The sequence below is a fragment of the Pseudomonas sp. RIT623 genome, from assembly GCF_004519305.1.
Taxonomy (GTDB): domain Bacteria; phylum Pseudomonadota; class Gammaproteobacteria; order Pseudomonadales; family Pseudomonadaceae; genus Aquipseudomonas.
Genome location: NZ_SOZA01000016.1, coordinates 17,653 through 40,916 on the forward strand (window position 1 = coordinate 17,653; position 23,264 = coordinate 40,916).

Sequence of the window (23,264 nt, forward strand, 5' to 3'; positions counted from 1 at the left end):
AGTATGGCCGGTGGATCTTGGTTGCGGTGCGGTGCACGCAAATCTGGAATGCCCGGGGGAGGGCTGACCGGGGCGTTGGGCCCCGGCTTGTTATGTCTGGCTGTGGGGGAGGTGCTGGCAGTGCCGGCCTCATCGCTGGCAAGCCAGCTCCCACAGGGTTCTGCGCCGTGGCGCAGAAAAGAGGCTACCCGGGGGTAGCCTCTGCGCAGCCCTTATTGGCAGGCTTCGCAATCCGGCTCGTCGATGGCGCAGGCCTTCGGTACCGGGGCTGGGCCCGCGGCCTGGACCGGGGCGCTGTCGCCGCCGCTCGACACGGCGTTGAGCTTGCCGGTGTTGATGGTCGACTTCTCGGTGCTGGTCGCGGCCAGGGCACGGAGGTAGTAGGTGGTCTTCAGACCACGGTACCAGGCCATGCGGTAGGTCACGTCCAGCTTCTTGCCCGAAGCGCCGGCGATGTACAGGTTCAGCGACTGGGCCTGGTCGATCCACTTCTGGCGACGCGAGGCGGCATCGACGATCCACTTGGTCTCGACTTCGAACGCGGTGGCGTACAGGTCTTTCAGCTCTTGCGGGATACGCTCGATCTGCTGCACGGAACCATCGTAGTACTTCAGGTCGTTGATCATCACCGAGTCCCACAGGCCACGGGCCTTGAGGTCGCGGACCAGGTACGGGTTGATCACGGTGAACTCGCCCGACAGGTTCGATTTCACGTACAGGTTCTGGTAGGTCGGCTCGATGGACTGCGACACGCCGGTGATGTTGGCGATGGTCGCGGTCGGCGCGATGGCCATGATGTTCGAGTTACGAATACCTTTTTGTACACGCTCGCGCACCGGTGCCCAGTCCAGGCTTTCGGTCAGGTCGACGTCGATGTACTTCTGGCCACGGGCCTCGATCAGGATCTGTTGCGAATCCAGCGGCAGGATGCCCTTGGACCACAGCGAACCCTGGAAGGTCTCGTAGGCGCCGCGCTCGTCGGCCAGGTCGCAGGAAGCCTGGATCGCGTAGTAGCTGACCGCTTCCATCGACTTGTCGGCGAACTCGACCGCAGCGTCCGAGCCGTACGGGATGTGCTGCAGGTACAGCGCGTCCTGGAAGCCCATGATGCCCAGGCCGACCGGGCGGTGCTTGAAGTTCGAGTTACGCGCTTGCGGCACCGAGTAGTAGTTGATGTCGATCACGTTGTCGAGCATGCGCACGGCGGTGTTCACGGTGCGTTGCAGCTTGGCGGTGTCCAGCTTGCCGTCGACGATGTGGTTCGGCAGGTTGATCGAGCCCAGGTTGCAGACCGCGATCTCGTCCTTGTTGGTGTTCAGGGTGATCTCGGTGCACAGGTTCGAGCTGTGGACCACGCCCACGTGCTGCTGCGGGCTGCGCAGGTTGCACGGGTCCTTGAAGGTCAGCCATGGGTGGCCGGTCTCGAACAGCATCGACAGCATCTTGCGCCACAGGTCTTTGGCCTGGATGGTCTTGAACACCTTGATCTTGTTGTACTCGGTCAGGGCTTCGTAGTACTCGTAGCGCTCTTCGAAGGCCTTGCCGGTCAGGTCGTGCAGATCAGGCACTTCCGATGGCGAGAACAGGGTCCACTTGCCGTCATCGAAGACGCGCTTCATGAACAGGTCAGGGATCCAGTTGGCGGTGTTCATGTCGTGGGTACGACGACGGTCATCACCGGTGTTCTTGCGCAGCTCGATGAATTCTTCGATGTCGAGGTGCCAGGTTTCCAGGTAGGCGCATACGGCGCCCTTGCGCTTGCCACCCTGGTTCACGGCCACGGCGGTGTCGTTGACCACTTTCAGGAACGGCACGACGCCTTGCGACTTGCCGTTGGTGCCCTTGATGTACGAGCCCAAGGCGCGCACCGGGGTCCAGTCGTTACCCAGGCCACCGGCGAATTTCGACAGCATGGCGTTGTCGTGGATCGCGTGGTAGATGCCCGACAGGTCGTCCGGCACGGTGGTCAGGTAGCAGCTCGACAGCTGCGGACGCAGGGTGCCGGCGTTGAACAGGGTCGGGGTCGAGGCCATGTAGTCGAAGGACGACAGCAGGTTGTAGAACTCGATCGCACGGGCTTCTTTGTCTTTCTCTTCCAGCGCCAGGCCCATGGCCACGCGCATGAAGAACACCTGCGGCAGCTCGAAGCGCACGCCATCCTTGTGGATGAAGTAGCGGTCGTACAGGGTCTGCAGGCCCAGGTAGGTGAACTGCTGGTCGCGCTCGTGGTTGATCGCCTTGCCCATGCGCTCCAGGTCGTAGCCTTTGAGCGCCGGGTCGAGCAGTTCGAACTCGACGCCTTTCTCGACGTAGGCCGGCAGGGCCTTGGCGTACAGGTCGGCCATCTCGTGGTGGGTGGCGCTGTCGGCGACGTTCAGGAAGCCCAGGCCTTCGGCGCGCAGGGTGTCCATCAGCAGGCGGGCGGTGACGAACGAGTAGTTCGGCTCGCGCTCGACCAGGGTACGGGCGGTCATCACCAGGGCGGTGTTGACGTCCTTCAGGGCGACGCCGTCGTACAGGTTCTTCAGGGTTTCGCGCTGGATCAGCTCGCCATCGACTTCGGCCAGGCCTTCGCAGGCTTCGCTGATGATGGTGTTCAGGCGCGCCATGTCCAGCGGCGCCAGGCTGCCGTCGGCCAGGGTGATGCGGATGCTTGGGTGCGGCTCGACCACGCTGTCGGCGTTGGAGCGGGTAGCACGCTCCTTGGCACGCTGGTCGCGGTAGATCACGTAGTCACGGGCGACTTTCTGCTCGCCGGCGCGCATCAGGGCCAGTTCGACCTGGTCCTGGATTTCTTCGATGTGGATGGTGCCACCCGATGGCATGCGACGCTTGAACGTGGCGGTGACCTGCTCGGTCAGGCGCGCGACGGTGTCGTGGATGCGCGACGAGGCGGCGGCGGTGCCGCCTTCAACTGCGAGGAACGCCTTGGTGATGGCAACGGTGATCTTGTCGTCGGTGTAGGGGACGACAGTGCCGTTACGCTTGATCACGCGCAGTTGACCAGGGGCGGTGGCGGCCAGATCCTGGTTCGAATCGGCGGCCTGAGGCGCCTTGGCCTGCGGGTTCTCGCGAGTTGTGTCGGTTTGCATGGGTGGGTGTCTCCACAGTTTCTAGTTTGTTCAGGCGCCGTTGTCGGGCGCCACCGTTCCGTCCACTTGCTCGATGGCCCGGGCGGGGATGCGCGTGAAGCACACGCATCCGCCCGCTCGGGCTTACCGACTTCGGGACAGACTCAGGAATTAGGGGCAGTAACCTGCCGCTCCCTGGCCGAAGTCAAAGGTTCTGGGCGTACCCAAAATCTGTTGCTGATGAGTGCGGGCCTTGCCTGCAACACTCATACCCGAACAAGGCCGTCTGCGGCTTGCCTCGGTCGCCCTCCGCAGGAGCGGTTTGGCTGTTGAAATCACCTTAAGTTCAGACAGAAAATTCGCTTGAATTTGCCTGTTGACTTGTGTTTGTGATTTTGCGCAAAACCCAATATCTAGTGGTTCGCTGCGATAGGGATACAAGATAATGCGGTCCAGGGGGCTTTGCAAGGTCGGCACCTGTGGATAACTTGTGGGTACTTTGTGAGTCATCCGTGGGTATTCGCTGTAGGCCTTGTCCCAAGTGGTTTGCACTATTTTTTGCCTGTGCTACGCCGCCGCGAAGATTTTTTAGGGCGCGCACCCTATCACAAAAAACGGTTCAGTCGAGGGCTGTTTGCGGTGGTTGGCAGGGGTGGGGGCGGGACGTAGTATCCGGGGCTGATGTTGCGCTTTGGTGAAGGCGGATTAGCGCTGCAATCAAAGGCCGGCACGGACAACGCAAGGCCAGACAATAACCAGAAGAAGGAAAGGCCATGGACCAGCCAATCAACCGCATCCTGATCGTCGAGGACGACCAGCGCCTGGCCGAACTGACTGCCGAATACCTCCAGGTCAACGGCTTCGAAGTGGCGGTGGAGGGCGACGGTGGCCGCGCCGCGCGGCGTATCATCGACAGCCAGCCAGACCTGGTGATCCTCGACCTGATGCTGCCCGGCGAAGACGGCCTGAGCATCTGCCGCCGGGTACGTGGCCAGTACCCCGGGCCGATCCTCATGCTCACCGCCCGCAGCGATGAGCTCGACCAGGTCCAGGGCCTGGACCTGGGCGCCGACGACTATGTGTGCAAGCCGGTGCGTCCGCGCTTGCTGCTGGCGCGCATCAATGCCCTGCTGCGCCGCAGCGAGGCCCCGGAACGTCGCTCGGATCTGAGCTTCGGCCCGCTGCATATAGACAGTCGCCAACGCGAGGCGCGCCTGAACGGCCAGTTGATCGAGCTGACCGGCGCCGAATTCGACCTGCTCTGGCTGCTGGCCAGCAACGCCGGGCGGGTGCTGTCGCGCGAGGAGATCTTCACCTCGCTGCGCGGCGTCGGCTACGACGGCCAGGACCGCTCCATCGATGTGCGCATCTCCAAGATCCGCCCCAAGATCGGCGACGACCCGATCACCCCGCGGCTGATCAAGACCCTGCGCAGCAAGGGCTACCTGTTCGTCGGCGAGGTGCCATGAACTCGATCTTCCTGCGTATCTATGGCGGCATGCTCGCGGTGCTGGTGCTGGTGGCCGTGCTCGGTGTGCTCAGCCTGCACCTGCTCAACGAGATCCGCGCCGGCCAGCACCGCGAGCGCCTGGCCCAGGGCACCTTCAGCCTGATGGCCGACAACCTGGCGCAGCAGAACGCGGTGGAGCGCACCCGTTCGCTGGTGATCTGGGAGCGCCTGCTCGGCGTGCCGCTGGACCTGCAGCCGCTGTCGGCCTTTACCCTCGACGGTGGACAGCGGGCGCGCCTGTACCGTGACCTGGTGGTGGTGGAGAAGACCGGCCCGCATGCCGCCCGGGTGCTGCGCCGGATCGGTCACGAAGACCTGCTGCTGGTGGCCGAGGTCAAGCAGATCAGCGAGCAGTTGGCCCGCGCTACCCTCTACCTGCTGGCCGATGAACTGGTGCGTTATCCGGTGACCGAGCAGCAGAATCGACTGGCGCAAATACGCCAGGAGAAAGGCTTTGGTTTCGCCGTCGCCTTGCAACGTATCGAGCGCGCCGGGTTGGATGACGACCAGCGGCGGCGGGTGGAGGAGGGGGACACGGTCATGGCCCTGGGCCGCGATGGCGACTCGATCCGCGTGTTCTCGGGGTTGCCCGGGTCGCCCTGGGTGCTGGAGATCGGCCCGTTGTACCAGCTCAACCCCTATCCGCCGCAGTTGCTGATCCTGATCGCCTTTCTCGGCTTGTGCCTGATCGGCCTGGTGGTCTACCTGCTGGTGCGCCAACTGGAGCGCCGGGTGTCGGGCCTGGAAGTGGCGGCCACGCGCATCGCCCAGGGCAGCCTCGACACCAGGGTGCCAGCCGGCGACGCCGACTCGGTAGGGCGTCTGGCCGAGGCCTTCAACGGTATGGCCGAGCACCTGCAACGCTCGCTGACCATGCAGCGCGAGCTGGTGCGGGCGGTGTCCCACGAGCTGCGCACCCCGGTGGCGCGGCTGCGCTTCGGCCTGGAGATGATCGAGAGCGCCGGCAGCGACGAGGCCCGGGCCAAGCACCTGGCGGGCATGGACGGCGATATCCAGGACCTGGACAAGTTGGTCGACGAGATGCTCACCTACGCGCGCCTGGAGCAGGGCGCGCCGGCGTTGAACTTCCAGGCTGTGGACCTGGACGCCTTGCTGGCGCGGGTGATCGACGAGCTGGCGCCGTTGCGCGCCGAGGTGCGCGTGCTGCGGGGGGAATGCCACGGCCTGGACGGCGGCGCCTGGGTCGAAGCCGAGCCGCGCTACCTGCACCGAGCCTTGCAGAACCTGGTGCGCAACGCCATGCGCCATGCCGAGGGGGAGGTGCGCCTGAGCTACCAGCTGGGGCAGGAGCGCTGCCGGATCGACGTCGAGGACGACGGCCCGGGTATTCCGCAAGGGGTGTGGGACCGCATCTTCACCCCCTTCACGCGCCTGGACGACAGCCGCACCCGCGCCTCGGGCGGGCATGGACTGGGCCTGTCGATCGTGCGGCGGATCATCTACTGGCACGGCGGCCGAGCGCTGGTCGGGCGCAGCACCACGCTGGGTGGCGCCTGCTTCAGCCTGAGCTGGCCGCGGGAGCAGCCACGGGATTAAACGCTGACCAGGCTCAGCAGATGACTGCCCTGTACGCAGAACTGGCCGTCCAGCTCGGCGCCGTGACGCCAGTCGCTCGACAGGTCGGTGAGCAGGCGTAGGCGGGCATGGCCGTCGGCGGACCAGCCCAGCAGTTCGGCGTGCTCAAAATAGAAGCGCTGGCCGGTGATGGGGTACAGCGCCTTGAACAGGCTTTCCTTCAGCGAGAAGGTCAGGGTCACAGCCAGTGCCTGCTGGCTTCGATCCAGGCGTTCGAGCTCGGCGGGGGTGAGGATTTCCCCTGCCAGGCGTTCGGCGCGCGCTTCGCTCAGCAGGGTTTCCTGGTCCAACCCAAGCCCTGTGCCCTGGGCCGCCACCACGGCTGCCGCCCAGCCCTGGCCATGGGTGATCGAACCATGGATCCCCGTCGGCCAGATGGGCGAGCGGTCCTCGTGGGTGGCCGGCACATAGTCACGACCATCCAGCCGCCGCAGCGCCTCGCGGGCGCATACCCGGCCGGCCAGGTATTCGGCCTGGCGCTTGGCCACCGAGCGTTGCAGGCTGGCGGTCGGAACGATGCCGGCGCGCTGGAAATCGTCGGCTGCCAGGTGGGCAGGGTCGAAGGCGCAGCTGACCAGCACCGCGCCGGGGACCGGGTGGGGCAGGGGCCAGTGGTGCTGGAGCGGGGCGCAGCAGGTGGGGAGTCTGTTCATGGGCGATATTGTGCCAGCCTGTTGGCTGGTGGTGGAGCAGATATTTGGGGCTGCAAAGCAGCCCCGGCAATCCTCAGTCAAACGCCGTCTTGAGGAACGCCTGCATATCCCTCCAGGAGCTTTCGTCAGCCGCCTTGTCATAGCCGATATCCGGCCCGCCATGTCCACCATGCCCCAACCGATCCGCATCCGGGTTGGTAAACCCATGCTTGGCCCCCGGGATCCCGACGAACTTGTAGTCGGCCTTGGCCGCATCCATCTCAGCCTTGAACGCCGCCACCTGCTCCGGGGTGACCATGCTGTCGGCCTCGCCGTGTTCCACCAGGATCTTCGCCCGGATCACTTCGGGTTTGGCCGGCGTCTGGGTCACCAGCGCGCCATGGAAGCTCACCACGCCATCGAGCTTTTCACCGCGGCGCGCCGCGTCCAGCACCACCTTGCCGCCGAAGCAGTAGCCGATGGCCGCCAGCTGGTGCTTGTTGGTGTTGGGCTGGATCTTCAGCAGCTCCAGCCCTGCGTCGAAGCGCCGCGCCGCCGCTTTCGGGTCTTTCATCGCCGCCGCCATGAACGCCTGGGCGTCGGCGGGGTGCTCGGTGTGCTTGCCATCGCCGTACATGTCGATGGCCAGGGCGTTGTAGCCCAGCGCCGCGAGGTCGCGGGCACGGCGCTTGGCGTAGTCGTTCAGGCCCCACCACTCATGCACCACGACGATGCCGGGGCGTTTGCCCGCGAGGGCGTCGTCGTAGGCGTAGTAGCCGACCAGGCGATTGCCGTCGGCGTCCTGGTAGGGGATCTCGCGAGTCTGCACCGCCGCCTGGGCGAGGGTGGCGCTGCACAGCAGCGCCAGGGCAAGCAGGGTACGCATGGTCAGGCTCCTCGTTCGGTTCGTTCAGCCAGGGTTCAGGCCGGGTTCAGCCAGGGTTCAGGGCGACCTCCCTACTCTAGCCCCCAGACAGAAACAACGCATCCAACTGGAGTACCTAACCATGAAAACGCTCAACACCCTGATCGCCGCCATGGCCGTTTGCGCCGCCGGCCTCACCACCGCCGCCCAGGCCGACGACAACTTCGCCAGCCTGACCTACGGCCAGACCAGCGACAAAGTGCGCAAGTCCGGCATGCTGCAGAGCAACACCAATGGCCTGAATGCCGACGGCATCATCGGCAAGGACAGCACCTGGGGCGCGCGCCTGGGCAAGATCAACGACCAGGGCCGCTACTACCTGACCTACGACAACGTCTCGGGTGATCATGGCGGTGTCAAGCTGCGCCAGGAAAACCTGCTCGGCAGCTACGACTTGTTCCTGCCGGTGGGCGATACCACCAAGCTGTTCGGTGGTGGCAGCCTGGGCATGACCAAGCTGACCCAGGACTCGCCAGGCGCTCGTCGCGACACCGACTACGGCTACGCCGTTGGCCTGCAGGCCGGGGTGATCCAGGAAGTTACCGACAATACCGCGGTGGAGCTGGGCTACCGTTACCTACGCAGCAACGCTTCCACCGAAATCGGTGCCCATGGTGGGCCCAAGGACGGCACCCTGCGCCTGAAAAGCAGCGCGCAAACCTACCTGGCGGCTACCTACAAGTTCTGAGGCCGCTGTTATCCTGTCCTGGCCTCATCGCGGGGCAAGCTCGCTCCCACGTATCCCCGTGGGAGTGGGCTTGCCCCGCGATGACAATCGAACAGGCGTATCCACGTTAAGGAGATCTGCATGAAATTGCTGGTGGTCGAGGATGAGGCGCTGCTGCGGCATCACCTATATACCCGCCTCGGCGAAGGCGGCCATGTGGTGCAGGCGGTGGCCAATGCCGAAGAAGCCTTGTACCAGGCCGAACAGTACAACCACGACCTGGCGGTGATCGACTTGGGCCTGCCGGGCATGAGCGGGCTCGACCTGATTCGCCAGTTGCGCAACCTTGGGCAGACTTTCCCCATCCTGATTCTCACCGCCCGCGGCAACTGGCAGGACAAGGTCGAAGGCCTGGCCGCTGGTGCCGACGACTATGTGGTCAAGCCGTTTCAGTTCGAAGAGCTGGAGGCGCGCCTGAACGCCTTGCTCCGTCGTTCCAGCGGTTTCACCCAGTCGACCATCGCCGCCGGCCCGCTGGTGCTCGACCTCAACCGCAAGCAGGCGACGCTGGACGAGCAGCCACTGGCGCTAACCGCCTACGAATACCGCATTCTCGAATACCTCATGCGTCACCACCAGCAGGTGGTAGCCAAGGACCGCTTGATGGAGCAACTGTACCCGGATGACGAGGAGCGCGACCCCAACGTCATCGAAGTGCTGGTCGGTCGCCTGCGGCGCAAGCTCGAGGGCGACAATGGCTTCAAGCCGATCGACACCGTGCGTGGCCTGGGTTACCTGTTCACCGAGCGCTGCCGGTGATCCGCTCCCTGCGGGTGCGCCTGATGCTGGCGGCGGCGCTGCTGGCGTTGCTGTTCATGCTGGCGCTGCTGCCGGCGTTGCAGAAGGCCTTCAGCCTGGCGTTGCAGGAGTCGATCGAGCAGCGCCTGGCCTCGGACGTGACCACCTTGATCTCAGCCGCGCGCATCGAAAACGGCCAGTTGCAGATGCCGGCGCTGCTGCCGGACGAGCGCTACAACCTGCCCTATACCGGCCTGCTCGGCTACATCTTCGACCGCCAGGGCACCTTGGTGTGGCAGTCGCGGGCCACGCGCAACCGCAACATCAACTACCACCCGCGCTATGACGGGCGCGGCAACGAATTCGCGCGCATCCACCAGGACGATGGCGAGGAGTTCTTCGTCTATGACGTCGAGGTCAAGCTGCTGGGCGGCAAGAGCGCGGCGTTCAGCATCGTTGCCCTGCAGCCGTTGCGCGAGTACCAGGACACCCTCAATGGCCTGCGCGAAAAGCTCTATTTCGGTTTTGGCGCGGCGTTGCTGGCGTTGATGGTGCTGCTGTGGGCCGGCCTGACCTGGGGCCTGCGCTCGCTGCGCCGGCTCAGTTCCGAGCTGGATGAGGTGGAAAGCGGCGCCCGTGACGATCTGAGCCGCGAACACCCGCGCGAGCTGCTGCGCCTGACCGGCTCGCTCAACCGCTTGCTGCACAGCGAGCGCGAGCAACGTCAGCGTTACCGCGATTCGCTCGATGACCTGGCCCACAGCCTGAAGACCCCACTGGCCGTGTTGCAGGGGGTGGGCGAGAGCCTGGAGCACGGTGATCGCGAGCAGGCGCGGGTGCTGCAGAGCCAGATCGAACGCATGAGCCAGCAGATCGACTACCAGTTGCAGCGCGCCAGCCTGCGCAAGAGTGGCCTGGTGCGCCACCAGGTCGAGCTCAAGCCACTGCTCGACAGCCTGTGCAGCACCTTGGCCAAGGTGTACCGCGACAAGCAGGTGCTGGTCAGCCTCGAGGTAGCGGATCAGGCGCGGGTGCCGATGGAGCAGGGGGCCTTGCTGGAGCTGCTTGGCAACCTGCTGGAGAACGCCTACCGGCTATGCCTGGGGCAGGTGCGGGTGCGCCTGCATGAGGCGCCGGGGCAGCTGGCGCTGTGGATCGAGGACGATGGCCCGGGCGTGCCGCTTGACCAGCGCGAGCGCATTCTCGAACGCGGCGAGCGGCTGGACCGCCAGCACCCCGGACAAGGGATCGGCCTGGCGGTGGTCAAGGACATCATCGACAGCTATGACGCCGAGTTGAGCCTGGGCGACTCCGAATTGGGCGGGGCTGCGTTCCGCATCGCTTTCCGGCTCGATTGAAATCGCGCAAGACTTGTAGGAGCGGCTTTAGCCGCGATCACCGGCCCAGCCGGGGCCATGCACCGCGTCGCTGGCTTCGCGGCTGAAGCGGCCCCTACAGGATGCGCGCTGGGCGGAAATCCGCCAACCTGCCCTGTACGATTTCCGCCATCAGGCGGGAATCCGCCATTTCCTACCGGCTTTTGCGCCCCGTCCCGGGGCATTCATACCCTGTAATCATTGGCCATGCACCGCGAGCGGGCACTTTGGCATCGCCCTTGCTATTCACCTGGCAGACGCCTGCCCAGGCGCTCAAACACAACGACAAATCCCTCCGGGTGCAGGAGGGTTCGCGATTCAGGTGCCCCGACATCCTGGGAAGGATGCGCCGGCCCACTTGAGGAAAAATTAGCCATGACGACTCGTCAGCCGCTGTACAAATCGCTGTATGTCCAGGTGATCGTCGCCATCACCATCGGTATCCTGCTCGGCCACTACTACCCGGAAACCGGGGTTGCCCTCAAACCGCTGGGTGACGGCTTCGTCAAACTGATCAAGATGGTCATCGCCCCGATCATCTTCTGCACCGTGGTCAGCGGCATCGCTGGCATGCAGAGCATGAAGTCGGTCGGCAAGACTGGCGGCTATGCGCTGCTGTACTTCGAAATCGTCTCCACCATCGCCCTGATCATCGGCCTGGTCGTGGTCAACGTGGTCCAGCCTGGCGCCGGCATGCACGTCGATGTCAGCACCCTGAACGCCAGCAGCGTGGCCGCCTATGCCGCCGCCGGGGCGCAGCAGACTACCGTCGGCTTCCTGCTCAATATCATCCCCAACACCGTGGTCGGCGCTTTCGCCAACGGCGACATCCTGCAAGTGCTGATGTTCTCGGTGCTGTTCGGCTTCGCTTTGCATCGCCTGGGCAGCTACGGCAAGCCGGTGCTGGACATGATCGACCGCTTCGCCCATGTCATGTTCAACATCATCAACATGATCATGAAGCTGGCCCCGGTCGGTGCCTTCGGTGCCATGGCCTTCACCATCGGCCAGTATGGCGTGGGCTCGCTGGTGCAGCTGGGCTACCTGATGGCCTGCTTCTACATCACCTGCCTGCTGTTCATCCTGGTGGTGCTGGGCGGTATCTGCCGCGCCCACGGCTTCAGCGTCATCAAGTTGATCCGCTACATCCGTGAAGAGCTGCTGATCGTGCTGGGCACCTCGTCCTCCGAGTCGGCCCTGCCACGCATGCTGGCCAAGATGGAGCGCCTGGGCGCGAAGAAATCCGTGGTTGGCCTGGTGATCCCTACCGGGTACTCGTTCAACCTTGACGGTACCTCGATCTACCTGACCATGGCCGCGGTGTTCATCGCCCAGGCCACCGACACCACCATGGACATCACCCACCAGATCACCCTGCTGCTGGTGCTGCTGGTCGCGTCCAAGGGGGCCGCGGGTGTCACCGGCTCGGGCTTCATCGTCCTCGCCGCCACCCTGTCGGCCGTCGGCCACCTGCCGGTTGCCGGCCTGGCGCTGATCCTGGGTATCGACCGCTTCATGTCCGAAGCCCGCGCCCTGACCAACCTGATCGGCAACGCCGTGGCCACCGTGGTCGTGGCCAAGTGGGTCAAGGAGCTGGACACCGACACCCTGCAGGCCGAACTGGCGTCTGGCGGCTCGCCGCTGATCGACACCCGTCCGACCGACGACCTGGGCGTGGCCGAAGGCCCGGCGCGTTGAGCGACGTGTGAAATGCACAAAGGCGACCTGCGGGTCGCCTTTTTTGTACCGCTGTCCCGCGATCCGTAGGAGCCAGCCTTGCTGGCGAACCAGGCGCCGCGATGGATGGCACCGGCTGTGCCGGTGTTCGCCAGCAAGGCCGGCTTCTACGACGATCGTGGCTGCCCTATGACTACTCGACCCGGGTCTCGCCGCTGTACACCAGAATCTCCCGACAGCGCCGGCACAGGTAGCGCCGCCCCTGGCGCACCAGCTTGTGGCGCTGGGCAGTGAACGGGAAATCGCTTTGCGGGCACGGACAGCGGTAGATGTAGCGTGTCGCCACGCGCCGCTGCACTTCGTAGTTGTGGCAGCGGTTCGGCGGCAGCTCGTACACCCCGCGCATGATCAACTGCCATTCCTCGCCATGGGCCTGGATACGCTCACCAAACAGCTGGTGGGCAACCAGGTGGGCGACCTCGTGGGCCACGGTCTGGCGCAGGAAGTCTTCGGCGTTTTCGCGGTACAACTGCAGGTTGAAGCGCAGCAGGTTCTCGTGCAGGTGGGCGACGCCGGCTTTCTGCCCGCGCAACTTGAAGCTGACTTGCGGGCGCGGGAAGGGGCGTTTGAAGAAGGCTTCGGCTTGCTGGTAACAGGTTTCGACGCGTTGTTTGAGCAGCTCGGGCATGGCGGGGCAATTCTCCTGACCGGGCATTATGCCGCAAGCGCGACCCAGGCGCCGAACCGCTGGTCAACACGAAACGAGGCCGCCTTGCGGCGGCCTCGGCTTGATGCCCCAGTGTTGGTTCGATCTAGTTGGTGTACACGGGCCCCACGCCCAGTCCCCAGATGATCACGGTCGCGGCCATGATCGCCACCAGAACCACGAGGCCCACCGCCAGCACGGAGCTGGAGAACAGGAAGCCTTCATCCGACGGTATGTTCATGAAGGTCGGCAAGCCGACATACAGCAGGTACACGGTGTAGCAGATCGCCGCCGTGCCGATCAGCATGCCCAGCCACAGGTGCGGGTACAGCGCCGCAAGGCCGCCGATGAACAGCGGGGTGGCGGTGTAGGTGGCAAAGGCGATGCACTGCGCCATGCTCGGATTGGCGTCGTAGGTGCGGGCCATCCAGTGGATGAAGGCGCCCATCACCGCCACCCCGGCGAGCATCGCCAGGTACGACATGATGCTCATCCAGATCGCGCTTTCCATGGTCAGCATCACCGCCGGCCGGTCACCGATCACCCAGCCGACCTGGGTGGTGCCGATGAATGCCGAGACGGCGGGAATCGCCGCGAGGATCAGCGTGTGCGTCAGGTACATGTGGCTGATACTTTCTTCTTCGCCACGGATTTCCCGCCACTCCTGGTCGGGATGGGTAAACAGCCCCACAACGTGATGAATCATGCCGGTCACTCCTATTGGTTGCCAAACGCCCCCCAGATGGAGCGCCTGCGGCCCGAGGCCGAACACCGATGCAAGCGGTAATGTGGCCTTATGTCGCAGTATAGGAAGCCGTTCCCCGCATAAAACCAGCTTTTTAGAGCAAATTGCGCTGTCAGGCCCGGTGCTGATTCCCTTGAAGTCTTTATCGGATTGGTCTACTGCCCCGCCTGGTTTGTGCGTAAAATAGCCGCCTTTTGTCACACCTCGCGGATTCAAGCGCTATGGGCACCCTCTCGGTCAACCAGAACAAACTGCAAAAACGCCTGCGTCGCCTCGCCGGCGAAGCCATCACCGACTTCAACATGATCGAGGATGGCGACAAGGTCATGGTCTGCCTGTCCGGCGGCAAGGACAGCTACACCATGCTCGACGTTCTGTTGCACCTGCAGAAGGTTGCGCCGATCAAGTTCGACATCGTCGCGGTGAACATGGACCAGAAGCAGCCGGGTTTCCCCGAGCACGTGCTGCCGGCCTACCTCAAGGAACTGGGCGTCGAGTACCACATCGTCGAGAAGGACACCTACTCGGTGGTCAAGGAGCTGGTGCCCGAGGGCAAGACCACCTGCTCGCTGTGCTCGCGCCTGCGCCGCGGCACCCTGTACACCTTCGCCGACGAGATCGGCGCGACCAAGATGGCCCTGGGGCACCACCGCGACGACATCGTCGAGACCTTCTTCCTCAACATGTTCTTCAACGGCGCGCTCAAGGGCATGCCGCCGAAGCTGCGCGCCGACGACGGGCGCAACGTGGTGATCCGCCCGCTGGCCTACTGCAGCGAGAAGGACATCCAGGCCTATTCGGACATGAAGGAGTTCCCGATCATCCCGTGCAACCTGTGCGGCTCGCAGGAAAACCTGCAGCGCCAGGTGGTCAAGGACATGCTGGTGGAGTGGGAGCGCAAGCACCCAGGCCGCACCGAGAGCATCTTCCGCGCCCTGCAGAACGTCGCGCCGTCGCAGTTGGCCGACCGCAACCTGTTCGACTTCACCAGCCTGAAGATCGACGAGAGCGCCACCCCGCGCTTCCTCGACGTGTTGAACATCTGACCTTATGCGCGACTACCAGTGGTTGCATGAGTACTGCCTGAACCGCTTCGGTTCGGCCCAGGCGCTGGAAGCCTTCCTGCCGCAGCCGCGCACAGCCGCGCAGCTGCGCGACATCACCGACGACCGCTACCTGTCGACCCTGGCCCTGCGCGTTTTCCGCGCCGGGCTCAAGCACAGCCTGGTGGATGCCAAGTGGCCGGCGTTCGAGCAGGTGTTCTTTGGCTTCGACCCGGAGAAAGTGGTGCTGATGGGCGCCGAGCACCTGGAGCGGCTGATGCAGGACGAGCGCATCATCCGCCACCTGGGCAAGCTCAAGAGCGTGCCGCGCAATGCGCAAATGATCCTCGACGTGGCGAAGGAGAAGGGCAGTTTCGGCGCGCTCATCGCCGACTGGCCCGAGACCGATATCGTCGGGCTGTGGAAATACCTGGCCAAGCATGGCAACCAGCTGGGCGGACTATCGGCTCCGCGTTTCCTGCGCATGGTCGGCAAGGACACCTTCATCCCCACCGACGACATGGCCGCCGCGTTGATCGCGCAGAAGATCATCGACAAGCCACCGACCAGCCTGCGCGACCTGGCACTGGTGCAGCAGGCGTTCAACCAGTGGCATGCCGAAAGCGGGCGGCCGCTGTGCCAGCTGTCGGTGATGCTGGCGCATACCGTCAACCATTGAGATCGCCGGGGCCGCAACGCGGCCCCGATACGTTCAGGCACCTTCGCCGGCCAGGCGTCGATCCTGCTGGAACTTCCAGCGCACGAACAGCAGCCCACTGACGAACAGCCCCAGGCTGACCAGCACCTCGACCCAGCCAAACACCGCCCGTGCCGGATCGAACGCCGCCAGCACGCCCTTGATGAAGTAGATATTGACCACGAAGCAGGTCCAGGCATGCGCCCGGGCGCTGCCCATCAGCATGCCCGGCAGCAGTAACAGCAGAGGGATCAGCTCGATGGCCAGGATCACCTCGACCCGCGCCCCATGCAGGTTGGCGAACCACAGGTTGTTCACCACCAGCAGGGCGATCAGGCCGAAGAAGCAGGCCAGGCTCAGGGCGCGGGTCAGCCGTACGCGTGGGGCGAGCCACTCCAGCGGCGGCAGCACCTTGGGTTTTCTAGCCACGCTGGCCACCCAGGGCCTTGGCCGTATTGGCCAGGCGTTGGCCGAGGGCGCGGCACAGGGCGATCTCGTGCTGGTCCAGCTCGCGCTTGCCGTCGGCGCCGGCATGGTGGCTGGCACCATACGGAGTGCCACCGCCGCTGGTTTCGAGCAGCGCCGACTCGCTGTAGGGCAGGCCGGTGACCAGCATGCCGTGGTGCATCAGCGGCAGCAGCATCGACAGCAAGGTGGTTTCCTGGCCGCCGTGCAGGCTGGCGGTGGACGTGAACACTGCCGCCGGCTTGCCCACCAGCTCGCCGCCCAGCCACAGGCTGCTGGTGCCGTCGAGGAAGTACTTGAGCGGCGCGGCCATGTTGCCGAAGCGGGTCGGGCTGCCCAGGGCCAGGCCCGCGCAGTGGCGCAAGTCGTCGAGGGTGGCGTACAGCGCGCCGCTGGCCGGGATGTCCGGAGCCACGGCTTCGCACTCGGTGGAGATCGCCGGCACCGTGCGCAGGCGCGCCTCCAGGCCGGCCATCTCGACGCCGCGGGCAATGTGCCGGGCCATCTCGCTGGTCGAGCCGTGGCGGCTGTAGTACAGCACCAGGATGTAGGGTTCGCTCACGGCAGGATCTCCAGGACCTTCTCGGGTGGGCGCCCGATCACGGCCTTGTCGCCTGCGACCAGGATCGGGCGTTCGATCAGCTTGGGATGTTGCGCCATGGCGTCGATCAGCTGGGCGTCGGTCAGGGCCGGGTTGGCCAGGTCGAGCGCCTTGTATTCATCTTCGCCGGTGCGCAGCAGTTGCCGCGCACCGATCCCCAGCTTGCCCAGCAGTTGCTTGAGCGCGGTGGCGTCCGGCGGGGTCTCGAGGTAGCGCACGATGGTCGGCGCCAGGCCGCGTGCCTCGAGCAGTTCCAGGGCGCCGCGGGATTTCGAGCAGCGCGGGTTATGATAGAGGGTCAGATCGGTCATGACGGGTCGCATCCAGCTGGGTGTGGCGGCTATTCTAACCGCAGCGACCGACTTCAATGCTTGAAAACTTCGAGAAGGATTGACCCATGGCAAGGCGTTTGGCAGCTGCACTGGCCATCACCGCGAGCCTGCTGCTCGGCGGCTGCGGTGCGGACTACGGCGTGGACCAGCACGGCAATACGGTGAAGGCCGAACAGGTCGAGGGGCACTGGCTGGTGCTCAACTACTGGGCCGAATGGTGCGGCCCGTGCCGTACCGAAATCCCCGAGCTCAATGCGGCGGCGAAGCAGTGGGATGCCCAGGGCATCAAGGTGCTGGGGGTGAACTTCGATGGCTTGCAAGGCGCGGACCTCAAGGCCGCCGCCGAGACCCTCGGGATTGGCTTCACCGTGCTGGCGCAAGACCCGGCCGAGCGTTACGAGCTGCCGCGCAGCGAGGCGTTGCCGGTGACCTACATCATCGACGACAAGGGCAAGGTGCGTGAGCAGTTGATGGGTGAGCAGACGCTCGAGGGGTTGCAGGCGAAGATCAAGGCTTTGAAAGGCGGCGCCTGATCGATCTTGGGGCTGCCTTGCAGCCCTATCGCGACACAAGGCCGCTCCTACAGGGGTTCGCATTCACCGGTAGGAGCGGACTTGCCGAGGCGTCGGACCGGCCGGAAAGGGCCGCAAAGCGGCCCCGGCACTTGTCAGCCTTCCTCTGGCCAGAACCGCAGTGGCTTGCCCTCGGCCGGCCAGAAGCGGATCTGCTCGATTGGCGACACATCCCAGCGCTGCACCGTCTCCAGCGCCTGCAGGAAGCGTTTTTCCTGGTCCATCAGCGCTGGCGCGCACAGCTTGCGGGTCTTGCCGACCTTGCCGAAGCTTAAGTGCTCGCCGTCCAGCGTATAGGGCGCGAACCAGTGGTTGCAGCCGGCATTGCCATAGGCACGGCCATCGCTGGCCAGGGTCAGGGTCAGGTGGCTGTAGTCGATCAGCGGGCGTTCACCGATCCACTCCAATAGGTAGCTTTGCTCCTGCTGCAGCTTTGAAGGTTGTGACGCGCAGCCTATCAGGCCGGTGGCGATCAGCACGCCGGTCAGCAGTTGTTTCACTCAGGCGCGCTCCTGGCACTGCGGGCACAGGTGCTTGTCGCCCTGGATGGCCCAGCCCAGCTCCTGGATACGGGCGGCGGCTGCCGGGGCGTGGCCCTTCTTGCCGAGCTTGGCCTCGGCGGCGAACTCGAAGTCCAGCACCGCGTCGCAGCCGTCGCACTTGACCTGCCACTGGTGGATTTCCAGCTCGTTGAACACCGGCCCCTGGGCCACGGCCACCCACTGCCCGGTGGGGTTGATCAGGTGGCGCACGCTGTCCACGGTCAGTCGCATGGACAGGGTTTTGCTGCCTTTGAGCGAAACCAGCAGCGCGTCGCCCTTCTGGATCGAGCCGCCGTTGCCGGTGACCTGGTAGCGGCCCGGTACCAGGGCGCGGCACTCGATCAAGGTGTGTTGCGGATTGAAAAGGGTGTAGCGGAAATCGTGTTCGACCATGGGTCCTCCAGAAATGCCGCGTATCCTAGCATCATCCCGTGACCAGATTCTGCGGATTGCCTGCCGCCCAGCGGGCGATGTTGTCCAGGGTGGTGGTGGCGATGGCATCCAGTGCCTCGCGGGTGAGAAATGCTTGGTGCGCGGTGACGATCACGTTGGGGAAGGTCAGCAGCCGCGCCAGCACGTCGTCCTGCAACGGCTGGTCGGAGCGGTCCTCGAAAAACAGTTGCGCCTCTTCTTCATACACATCCAGTCCCAGGTAGCCGAGCTGGCCGCTCTTGAGCGCGTCGATCAGCGCCGGGGTGTCGACCAGCGCGCCGCGACCGGTGTTGATGAGCATGGCGCCGGGTTGCAGCTGGGCCAGGCTCTGGGTGTTGATCAGGTGGCGGGTGTGCTCGGTCAGCGGGCAGTGCAGGCTGATGATCCGCGCTTCGCGCAGCAGCTCGGGCAGCGCCAGGTAGCGGGCGCCGAGGGCCAGCAGTTCGGGGTTGGGGCAGGGGTCGTAGGCCAGCAGCTGGCAGCCGAAACCGGCCATGATACGGGCGAAGGCGGCGCCGATCTGGCCGGTGCCGACCACGCCGACGGTCTTGCCATGCAGGTCGAAGCCGGTCAGCCCGTGCAGGGTGAAGTCGCCTTCGCGGGTGCGGTTGTAGGCCCGGTGCAGGCGCCGGTTGAGGGCCAGGATCAGGGCCACGGCGTGCTCGGCGACCGCGTGCGGCGAGTAGGCCGGCACCCGTACCACGGACAGTTTCAGGCGCTGCGCCGCGGCCAGGTCGACATGGTTGTAGCCGGCCGAGCGCAACGCCACCAGGCGCGTGCCGCCGGCGGCCAGGCGCTCGAGCACTGGGGCGTCGAGTTCGTCGTTGATGAAGGCGCAGACCACCTCGAAGCCCTTGGCCAGGGCGGCGGTGTCGAGGGTCAGGCGGGCTGCCTGGTAGTGCAGCTCCAGGGTGCCGCTCTGGGCGGCGTGGGTGAAGCTTTCCTGATCGTAGTGCTGGCTGCTGAACAACAGGGCGCGCATGGTTGTGTTCCTTTCATGAGACCGTTGCCAGTCTAGGCCAGTGGGCCGGCTCGGTATTGATCTGCGCGGCTTTGTGGTGTTGGCGTTCCAGTGTAGGAGCCCGCTGTGCTGGCGAAGCTGTCTGATCAGGTATTCGCCTCGCCTGCTTCGCCGGCAAGGCCGGCTCCCACGGACCCAGACGACGGCGGTCAGGCATGCTGGCGCGCTTGTTCCGCCAGCCGCTCGATGGCCAGATCGAGGTCGTCGAGCGCTGCCTGGGCCTGTGGGCTGCCCTGTTTGAGCAAGGTTTCGCTGCGCTGGCAAGCCGCGCGCAACTGCGGTACGCCGCAATAGCGCGAGGCGCCGTTGAGGCGGTGCACGCGCTCGATGATCGCCGTGCGATCGGTGGCATTGCGCGCTGCCAGGATGGCTTCGCGGTCGGCAGCCAGCGAAGCCAGCAACATGCTCAGCATGTCCGCTGCCAGGTCCGGCTTGCCGGCGGCCAGGCGCAGGCCTTCCTCCGGGTCGAGCACCTTCAGTTCGCCGCTGTCCGGCAGCCGTTCAGGGCTGCGCTCCGGGGGCGGCGCGCCGAGGCTCAGACCGGTCCACTTCATTACCACCTGGGCCAGCTGGCGTTCGCTGATCGGCTTGGTCAGGTAGTCATCCATGCCGCTGTGCAACAGGGCGCGTTTCTCGTTGGCCATCGCATGGGCGGTCAGGGCGACGATCGGCAGCGGCTGGCCGCTCTGGCTGCTTTCCCAGCGGCGGATCTGCTCGGTGCAGGCGCGCCCGTCCATGCCAGGCATCTGCACGTCCATCAGCACCAGGTCGAAGGGTTCGTCCTGCACCACCTGTACCGCGGTGTAGCCGCTGTCCACCGCCAGCACCTCGGCACCCATGCCTTCGAGCAAGGTCTGCACCAGCAGCAGGTTGGCCGGGTTGTCGTCGACGCAGAGGATCTTCGGCATGCGTTGCCCGGTGTTCACCCGTTGTTCGCTCAAGGGTCGGCGCGGTTGCACCAGCTCCAGCAACAGCCGGCGGATCTTGCGGGTACAGGTGGGCTTGGCCAGCAGTTGGCCATGGGCGTTGGGCAAGTACGGCAGGTAGAGTGGCTGCTCGGTGGTCGGGCACAGCGCCACGCACTGGCAGCCCAGGCCTTCGAGTTGCTGCAGGTACTGGCTGAGCTGTTCCGGGCCGAGGCTGCCGAGGTTGACCCCGAGCACGGCGAAGTCGAACGGCTTGCCGGCCTGGTTGGCCGCCTGGACCGCCTGCAACAGTTGCTCGCAGGAGGAGAACAGGGTCACCGACAGGCCGCAGTCCTCGAGCTGGTGTTCCAGCGCCTGGCGGGCCAGGTCGTGGCTGTCGACGATGGCCACGCGGCGGCCGAGCAGGGCCGGCAGCGGTTGCTCCTCGCCGTCGTCGTGGGCCTTGGGCAGGTTGAGGCTGATCCAGAACTGCGAGCCTTCACCGGGGGTGCTGTCGACGCCGATCTCACCACCCATCTGTTCGATCAGGCGCTTGGAGATCACCAGCCCCAGGCCGGTGCCGCCGGGTTGGCGCGACAGCGAGTTGTCGGCCTGGCTGAAGGCCTGGAACAGGGTGCGCACGTCCTGCGGCGACAGGCCGATGCCGGTGTCCTGCACACTGATGCGCAGTTGCACGCTGTCTTCCTGTTCGTCGTCGAGCATGGCGCGCACGACGATGGTGCCTTCGCGGGTGAACTTGATGGCGTTGCTCACCAGGTTGGTGAGGATCTGCTTGAGTCGCAGCGGGTCGCCGACCAGCGACAGCGGGGTGTCGCGATACACCAGGCTGAGCAGTTCGAGCTGCTTGGCGTGGGCTGCCGGGGCGAGGATGGTCAAAGTGTCCTGGATCAGGTCGCGCAGGTTGAACGGAATGCTGTCGAGCACCAGCTTGCCGGCCTCGATCTTGGAGAAGTCGAGGATCTCGTTGATGATCCCCAGCAGGTTGTCGGCGGACTTTTCGATGGTGCCCAGGTAGTCGAGCTGGCGCGGGCTCAGCTCGCTTTTCTGCAACAGGTGGGTGAAGCCGAGAATGCCGTTGAGCGGGGTGCGGATTTCATGGCTCATGTTGGCCAGGAACTCCGACTTGATGCGGCTGGCTTCCAGGGCCTCCTTGCGCGCCATGTCCAGCTCGATGTTCTGGATCTCGATGGTTTCCAGGTTCTGGCGCACGTCCTCGGTGGCCTGGTCGATGCTGTGCTGCAGCTCTTCGTGGGCGCTGTGCAGGGTTTCGGCCATGCGGTTGATGCCGCCGGCAAGCTCATCGAGCTCATGGCTGCCCATGGCCGGCAGGCGTTCGTCGAGATGGCCGTCCTTGAGCTGGTTGACCGCGTGCTTGATGCGGTTGATCGGGCCGTTGATGGTGCGGCTCATGCGCAGGGCGAGCAGGGCGGTCAGGCTCAGGCAGGCGAGAATCAGCAGCAGGCTGGTGAACAGGTTGCGGTAGCCGCGCAGCAAGGTGCCGTCATGGGACAGCTCGATTTCGACCCAACCCAGCAGCCGCTCGGCCTCGGCGGGCACGGCGTCGGTGGCCAGGTCGCGGTGATGGCCGAACACCGGCATCAGGTAGCGGGTGGCATCGTTGCCGGTGCGCTGCAGCAGTTGCGTGCCGGTGCCACCGCTGGGCGGCTGATTGAGCATGCTCGGGCCGGCGTGGGCCAGGCGGGTGCGGTCGGCGGCGAGGAAGGCCACAGCGCGCACGTCGGATTGCTCCAGGGCCTGGGCGGCGATGCGCTCCAGCTGCGCCGGAGCCTGGCGGGCCAGGGCCGGGGCCGCCAGCGGGGCCAGTTGCTCGGCGATCATCTTGCCGCGTTGCAGCAACTGCGTGCGCAGGTCGCTCTGCTGCAGCCAGGTGAAGTAGCAGCCCAGCACCAGGGCCATCAGGCTGGCGGGCAGCAAAGCCAGCAGTAACACGCGGCTGCGGATTCCCAAACGGTCGAGCACACCTCTCTCCTGTCATGTGCTTAAGGGCGCGGTTCGCGCTTCAGGCGGAACGTTACTCCGGGTAGGGGGGCAATGCACCCATTTGTGTTTGATTTTGTTTCAAGAAGGCCTGGTGTGGGCCTGTTTCTCACGTGTGCGCCGGATGTGTCCTACGTGGCGCCGGTCGTACTGTGGTTGCTTGCCGTTGGCGCTTGTCGAATAATCGCGTAATTGAGAATTGATGGCAGTTGCCAATGCATCCTGTATCTATCCGCGCCACCCATATCCTCGCCATCGAGGACGACCCCGTGCTGGGCGCCTACCTGCACGAGGAACTACAGCGCGGCGGCTTCCACGTCACCTGGTGCCGCAATGGCCTCGAGGGCCTGGAGGTCGCCGCCCGGCAAGCCTTCGACCTGGTCTTGATGGATATCCTGCTGCCGGGGCTCAACGGCCTCGACGCCCTGGCCAGCCTGCGCCGACACAGTGCCACGCCGGTGATCCTGATGTCGGCGCTGGGGGCCGAGGCCGACCGCATCAGTGGTTTCGAGCGTGGCGCCGACGATTACCTGCCCAAGCCGTTCAGCTTCGCCGAACTGCGCGTGCGCATCGAGGCGATCCTGCGCCGGGTGGCGTTCGAGCGGCGGACCCAGGCGCCGCGGGAGGCCGAGGCCGGACAGTTGCAATTCGATGAACAGGCTTGTGATGTCAGCCTGGCCGGCACACGCGCCTGCCTCACCCCCAGCGAATACCGTCTGCTCGATACCTTGCACCGCAGTAGCGACGAGGTGCTGAGCAAACCCTTCCTTTACCAGCAGGTCTTGCAGCGTGGCTATTCGCGACATGACCGCAGCCTGGACATGCACGTCAGCCAGATCCGCCGCAAGCTCAAGGCCATCGGTTACCACGAGCGCCAGGTGCGCACGGTGTGGGGCAAGGGCTATGTGTTCGGCGCGGGCGAGGCGGACTGA

General features: G+C 65.2%; 22 protein-coding genes. 10 read left to right on the forward strand and 12 right to left on the reverse strand.

Annotation, left to right across the window (positions count from 1 at the left end; translation table 11 throughout):
• Positions 1–212: 212 nt before the first annotated feature.
• Complete coding sequence (locus E3U47_RS12875; RefSeq protein ID WP_038706633.1) at positions 213–3,092, reverse strand: ribonucleoside-diphosphate reductase subunit alpha; 2,880 nt, start codon at positions 3,090–3,092, stop codon at positions 213–215.
• A 752-nt stretch (positions 3,093–3,844) separates the two neighbouring features.
• Between E3U47_RS12875 and E3U47_RS12885 the strand changes: the two genes are divergently transcribed.
• Both E3U47_RS12885 and E3U47_RS12890 read left to right on the forward strand, forming a co-directional pair.
• A complete protein-coding gene (locus tag E3U47_RS12885; RefSeq protein ID WP_134691816.1) occupies positions 3,845–4,540 on the forward strand; it encodes a response regulator transcription factor in 696 nt (231 codons plus the stop codon).
• Positions 4,537–6,138 carry an ATP-binding protein gene (locus tag E3U47_RS12890; RefSeq protein ID WP_134691817.1) on the forward strand — a complete coding sequence of 534 codons (1,602 nt, stop codon included), beginning with the start codon at positions 4,537–4,539 and terminating at the stop codon, positions 6,136–6,138. The genes E3U47_RS12885 and E3U47_RS12890 overlap by 4 nt, the downstream gene beginning before the upstream one ends.
• Here E3U47_RS12890 and E3U47_RS12895 read toward each other — a convergent pair.
• Together E3U47_RS12895 and E3U47_RS12900 are read right to left on the reverse strand one after the other, a co-directional pair.
• On the reverse strand, positions 6,135–6,830 hold the full coding sequence (locus tag E3U47_RS12895) for a 4'-phosphopantetheinyl transferase (protein ID WP_134691818.1): 696 nt from the start codon (positions 6,828–6,830) through the stop codon (positions 6,135–6,137). The two genes, E3U47_RS12890 and E3U47_RS12895, sit on opposite strands and share 4 nt — an antisense overlap.
• Positions 6,831–6,903: 73 nt before the next feature.
• On the reverse strand, positions 6,904–7,695 hold the full coding sequence (locus tag E3U47_RS12900) for a dienelactone hydrolase family protein (RefSeq protein WP_134691819.1): 792 nt from the start codon (positions 7,693–7,695) through the stop codon (positions 6,904–6,906).
• 121 nt (positions 7,696–7,816) lie between these two features.
• On the opposite strand from E3U47_RS12900, the gene E3U47_RS12905 reads away from it, so the two are divergent.
• From E3U47_RS12905 to E3U47_RS12925, 4 genes are all read left to right on the forward strand, one after another.
• The gene (locus tag E3U47_RS12905; RefSeq protein ID WP_134691820.1) at positions 7,817–8,422 is read left to right on the forward strand and encodes an outer membrane protein; all 606 of its coding nucleotides are present in this window, start codon (positions 7,817–7,819) and stop codon (positions 8,420–8,422) included.
• A gap of 120 nt (positions 8,423–8,542) precedes the next feature.
• Positions 8,543–9,220 carry a response regulator gene (locus E3U47_RS12910; protein ID WP_134691821.1) on the forward strand — a complete coding sequence of 226 codons (678 nt, stop codon included), beginning with the start codon at positions 8,543–8,545 and terminating at the stop codon, positions 9,218–9,220.
• Positions 9,217–10,557, forward strand: a complete 1,341-nt coding sequence (locus E3U47_RS12915; protein ID WP_134691822.1) for an ATP-binding protein — start codon at positions 9,217–9,219, stop codon at positions 10,555–10,557. Before E3U47_RS12910 ends, E3U47_RS12915 begins: the two co-directional genes overlap by 4 nt.
• A gap of 393 nt (positions 10,558–10,950) precedes the next feature.
• Positions 10,951–12,273 (forward strand): dicarboxylate/amino acid:cation symporter, encoded by a 1,323-nt coding sequence (locus E3U47_RS12925; protein ID WP_134691824.1) that lies wholly within the window; start codon positions 10,951–10,953, stop codon positions 12,271–12,273.
• 172 nt (positions 12,274–12,445) lie between these two features.
• On the opposite strand, the gene E3U47_RS12930 is transcribed toward E3U47_RS12925, so the two are convergent.
• Together E3U47_RS12930 and E3U47_RS12935 are read right to left on the reverse strand one after the other, a co-directional pair.
• Positions 12,446–12,940 carry a SprT family zinc-dependent metalloprotease gene (locus tag E3U47_RS12930; RefSeq protein ID WP_134691825.1) on the reverse strand — a complete coding sequence of 165 codons (495 nt, stop codon included), beginning with the start codon at positions 12,938–12,940 and terminating at the stop codon, positions 12,446–12,448.
• Between the two features lie 124 nt (positions 12,941–13,064).
• Positions 13,065–13,664, reverse strand: a complete 600-nt coding sequence (locus E3U47_RS12935; RefSeq protein ID WP_134691826.1) for a Yip1 family protein — start codon at positions 13,662–13,664, stop codon at positions 13,065–13,067.
• 260 nt (positions 13,665–13,924) lie between these two features.
• Between E3U47_RS12935 and ttcA the strand changes: the two genes are divergently transcribed.
• Both ttcA and E3U47_RS12945 read left to right on the forward strand, forming a co-directional pair.
• Positions 13,925–14,749, forward strand: a complete 825-nt coding sequence (gene ttcA / locus E3U47_RS12940; RefSeq protein ID WP_134691827.1) for a tRNA 2-thiocytidine(32) synthetase TtcA — start codon at positions 13,925–13,927, stop codon at positions 14,747–14,749.
• A gap of 4 nt (positions 14,750–14,753) precedes the next feature.
• Positions 14,754–15,425 carry a DNA-3-methyladenine glycosylase I gene (locus E3U47_RS12945; protein ID WP_134691828.1) on the forward strand — a complete coding sequence of 224 codons (672 nt, stop codon included), beginning with the start codon at positions 14,754–14,756 and terminating at the stop codon, positions 15,423–15,425.
• Positions 15,426–15,458: 33 nt separating this feature from the next.
• Here the strand turns inward: E3U47_RS12945 and E3U47_RS12950 are convergent, their stop codons facing one another.
• From E3U47_RS12950 to arsC, 3 genes are read right to left on the reverse strand one after another with little or no spacing between them, the layout of a single operon-like run.
• Positions 15,459–15,872, reverse strand: a complete 414-nt coding sequence (locus tag E3U47_RS12950) for a DUF2069 domain-containing protein (protein ID WP_134691829.1) — start codon at positions 15,870–15,872, stop codon at positions 15,459–15,461.
• Positions 15,865–16,470: an NAD(P)H:quinone oxidoreductase gene (gene wrbA / locus E3U47_RS12955; protein ID WP_134691830.1), complete on the reverse strand. Its 606-nt coding sequence runs from the start codon at positions 16,468–16,470 to the stop codon at positions 15,865–15,867. Before wrbA ends, E3U47_RS12950 begins: the two co-directional genes overlap by 8 nt.
• Positions 16,467–16,820, reverse strand: coding sequence for an arsenate reductase (glutaredoxin) (gene arsC / locus E3U47_RS12960; RefSeq protein WP_134691831.1), 354 nt, complete (start codon positions 16,818–16,820; stop codon positions 16,467–16,469). The genes wrbA and arsC overlap by 4 nt, the downstream gene beginning before the upstream one ends.
• 86 nt (positions 16,821–16,906) lie before the next feature.
• Between arsC and E3U47_RS12965 the strand changes: the two genes are divergently transcribed.
• Positions 16,907–17,374: a peroxiredoxin family protein gene (locus tag E3U47_RS12965; protein WP_134691832.1), complete on the forward strand. Its 468-nt coding sequence runs from the start codon at positions 16,907–16,909 to the stop codon at positions 17,372–17,374.
• A gap of 134 nt (positions 17,375–17,508) precedes the next feature.
• Here E3U47_RS12965 and E3U47_RS12970 read toward each other — a convergent pair whose 3' ends face one another.
• From E3U47_RS12970 to E3U47_RS12985, 4 genes are all read right to left on the reverse strand, one after another.
• Positions 17,509–17,913: an META domain-containing protein gene (locus E3U47_RS12970; protein ID WP_134691833.1), complete on the reverse strand. Its 405-nt coding sequence runs from the start codon at positions 17,911–17,913 to the stop codon at positions 17,509–17,511.
• On the reverse strand, positions 17,914–18,348 hold the full coding sequence (locus tag E3U47_RS12975) for a hypothetical protein (RefSeq protein ID WP_134691834.1): 435 nt from the start codon (positions 18,346–18,348) through the stop codon (positions 17,914–17,916).
• Positions 18,349–18,379: 31 nt separating this feature from the next.
• The gene (locus E3U47_RS12980) at positions 18,380–19,369 is read right to left on the reverse strand and encodes a 2-hydroxyacid dehydrogenase (RefSeq protein WP_134691835.1); all 990 of its coding nucleotides are present in this window, start codon (positions 19,367–19,369) and stop codon (positions 18,380–18,382) included.
• A 188-nt stretch (positions 19,370–19,557) separates the two neighbouring features.
• The gene (locus E3U47_RS12985) at positions 19,558–22,314 is read right to left on the reverse strand and encodes a response regulator (protein WP_134691836.1); all 2,757 of its coding nucleotides are present in this window, start codon (positions 22,312–22,314) and stop codon (positions 19,558–19,560) included.
• 233 nt (positions 22,315–22,547) lie between these two features.
• On the opposite strand from E3U47_RS12985, the gene E3U47_RS12990 reads away from it, so the two are divergent.
• Positions 22,548–23,264, forward strand: a complete 717-nt coding sequence (locus tag E3U47_RS12990) for a response regulator transcription factor (RefSeq protein WP_134691837.1) — start codon at positions 22,548–22,550, stop codon at positions 23,262–23,264.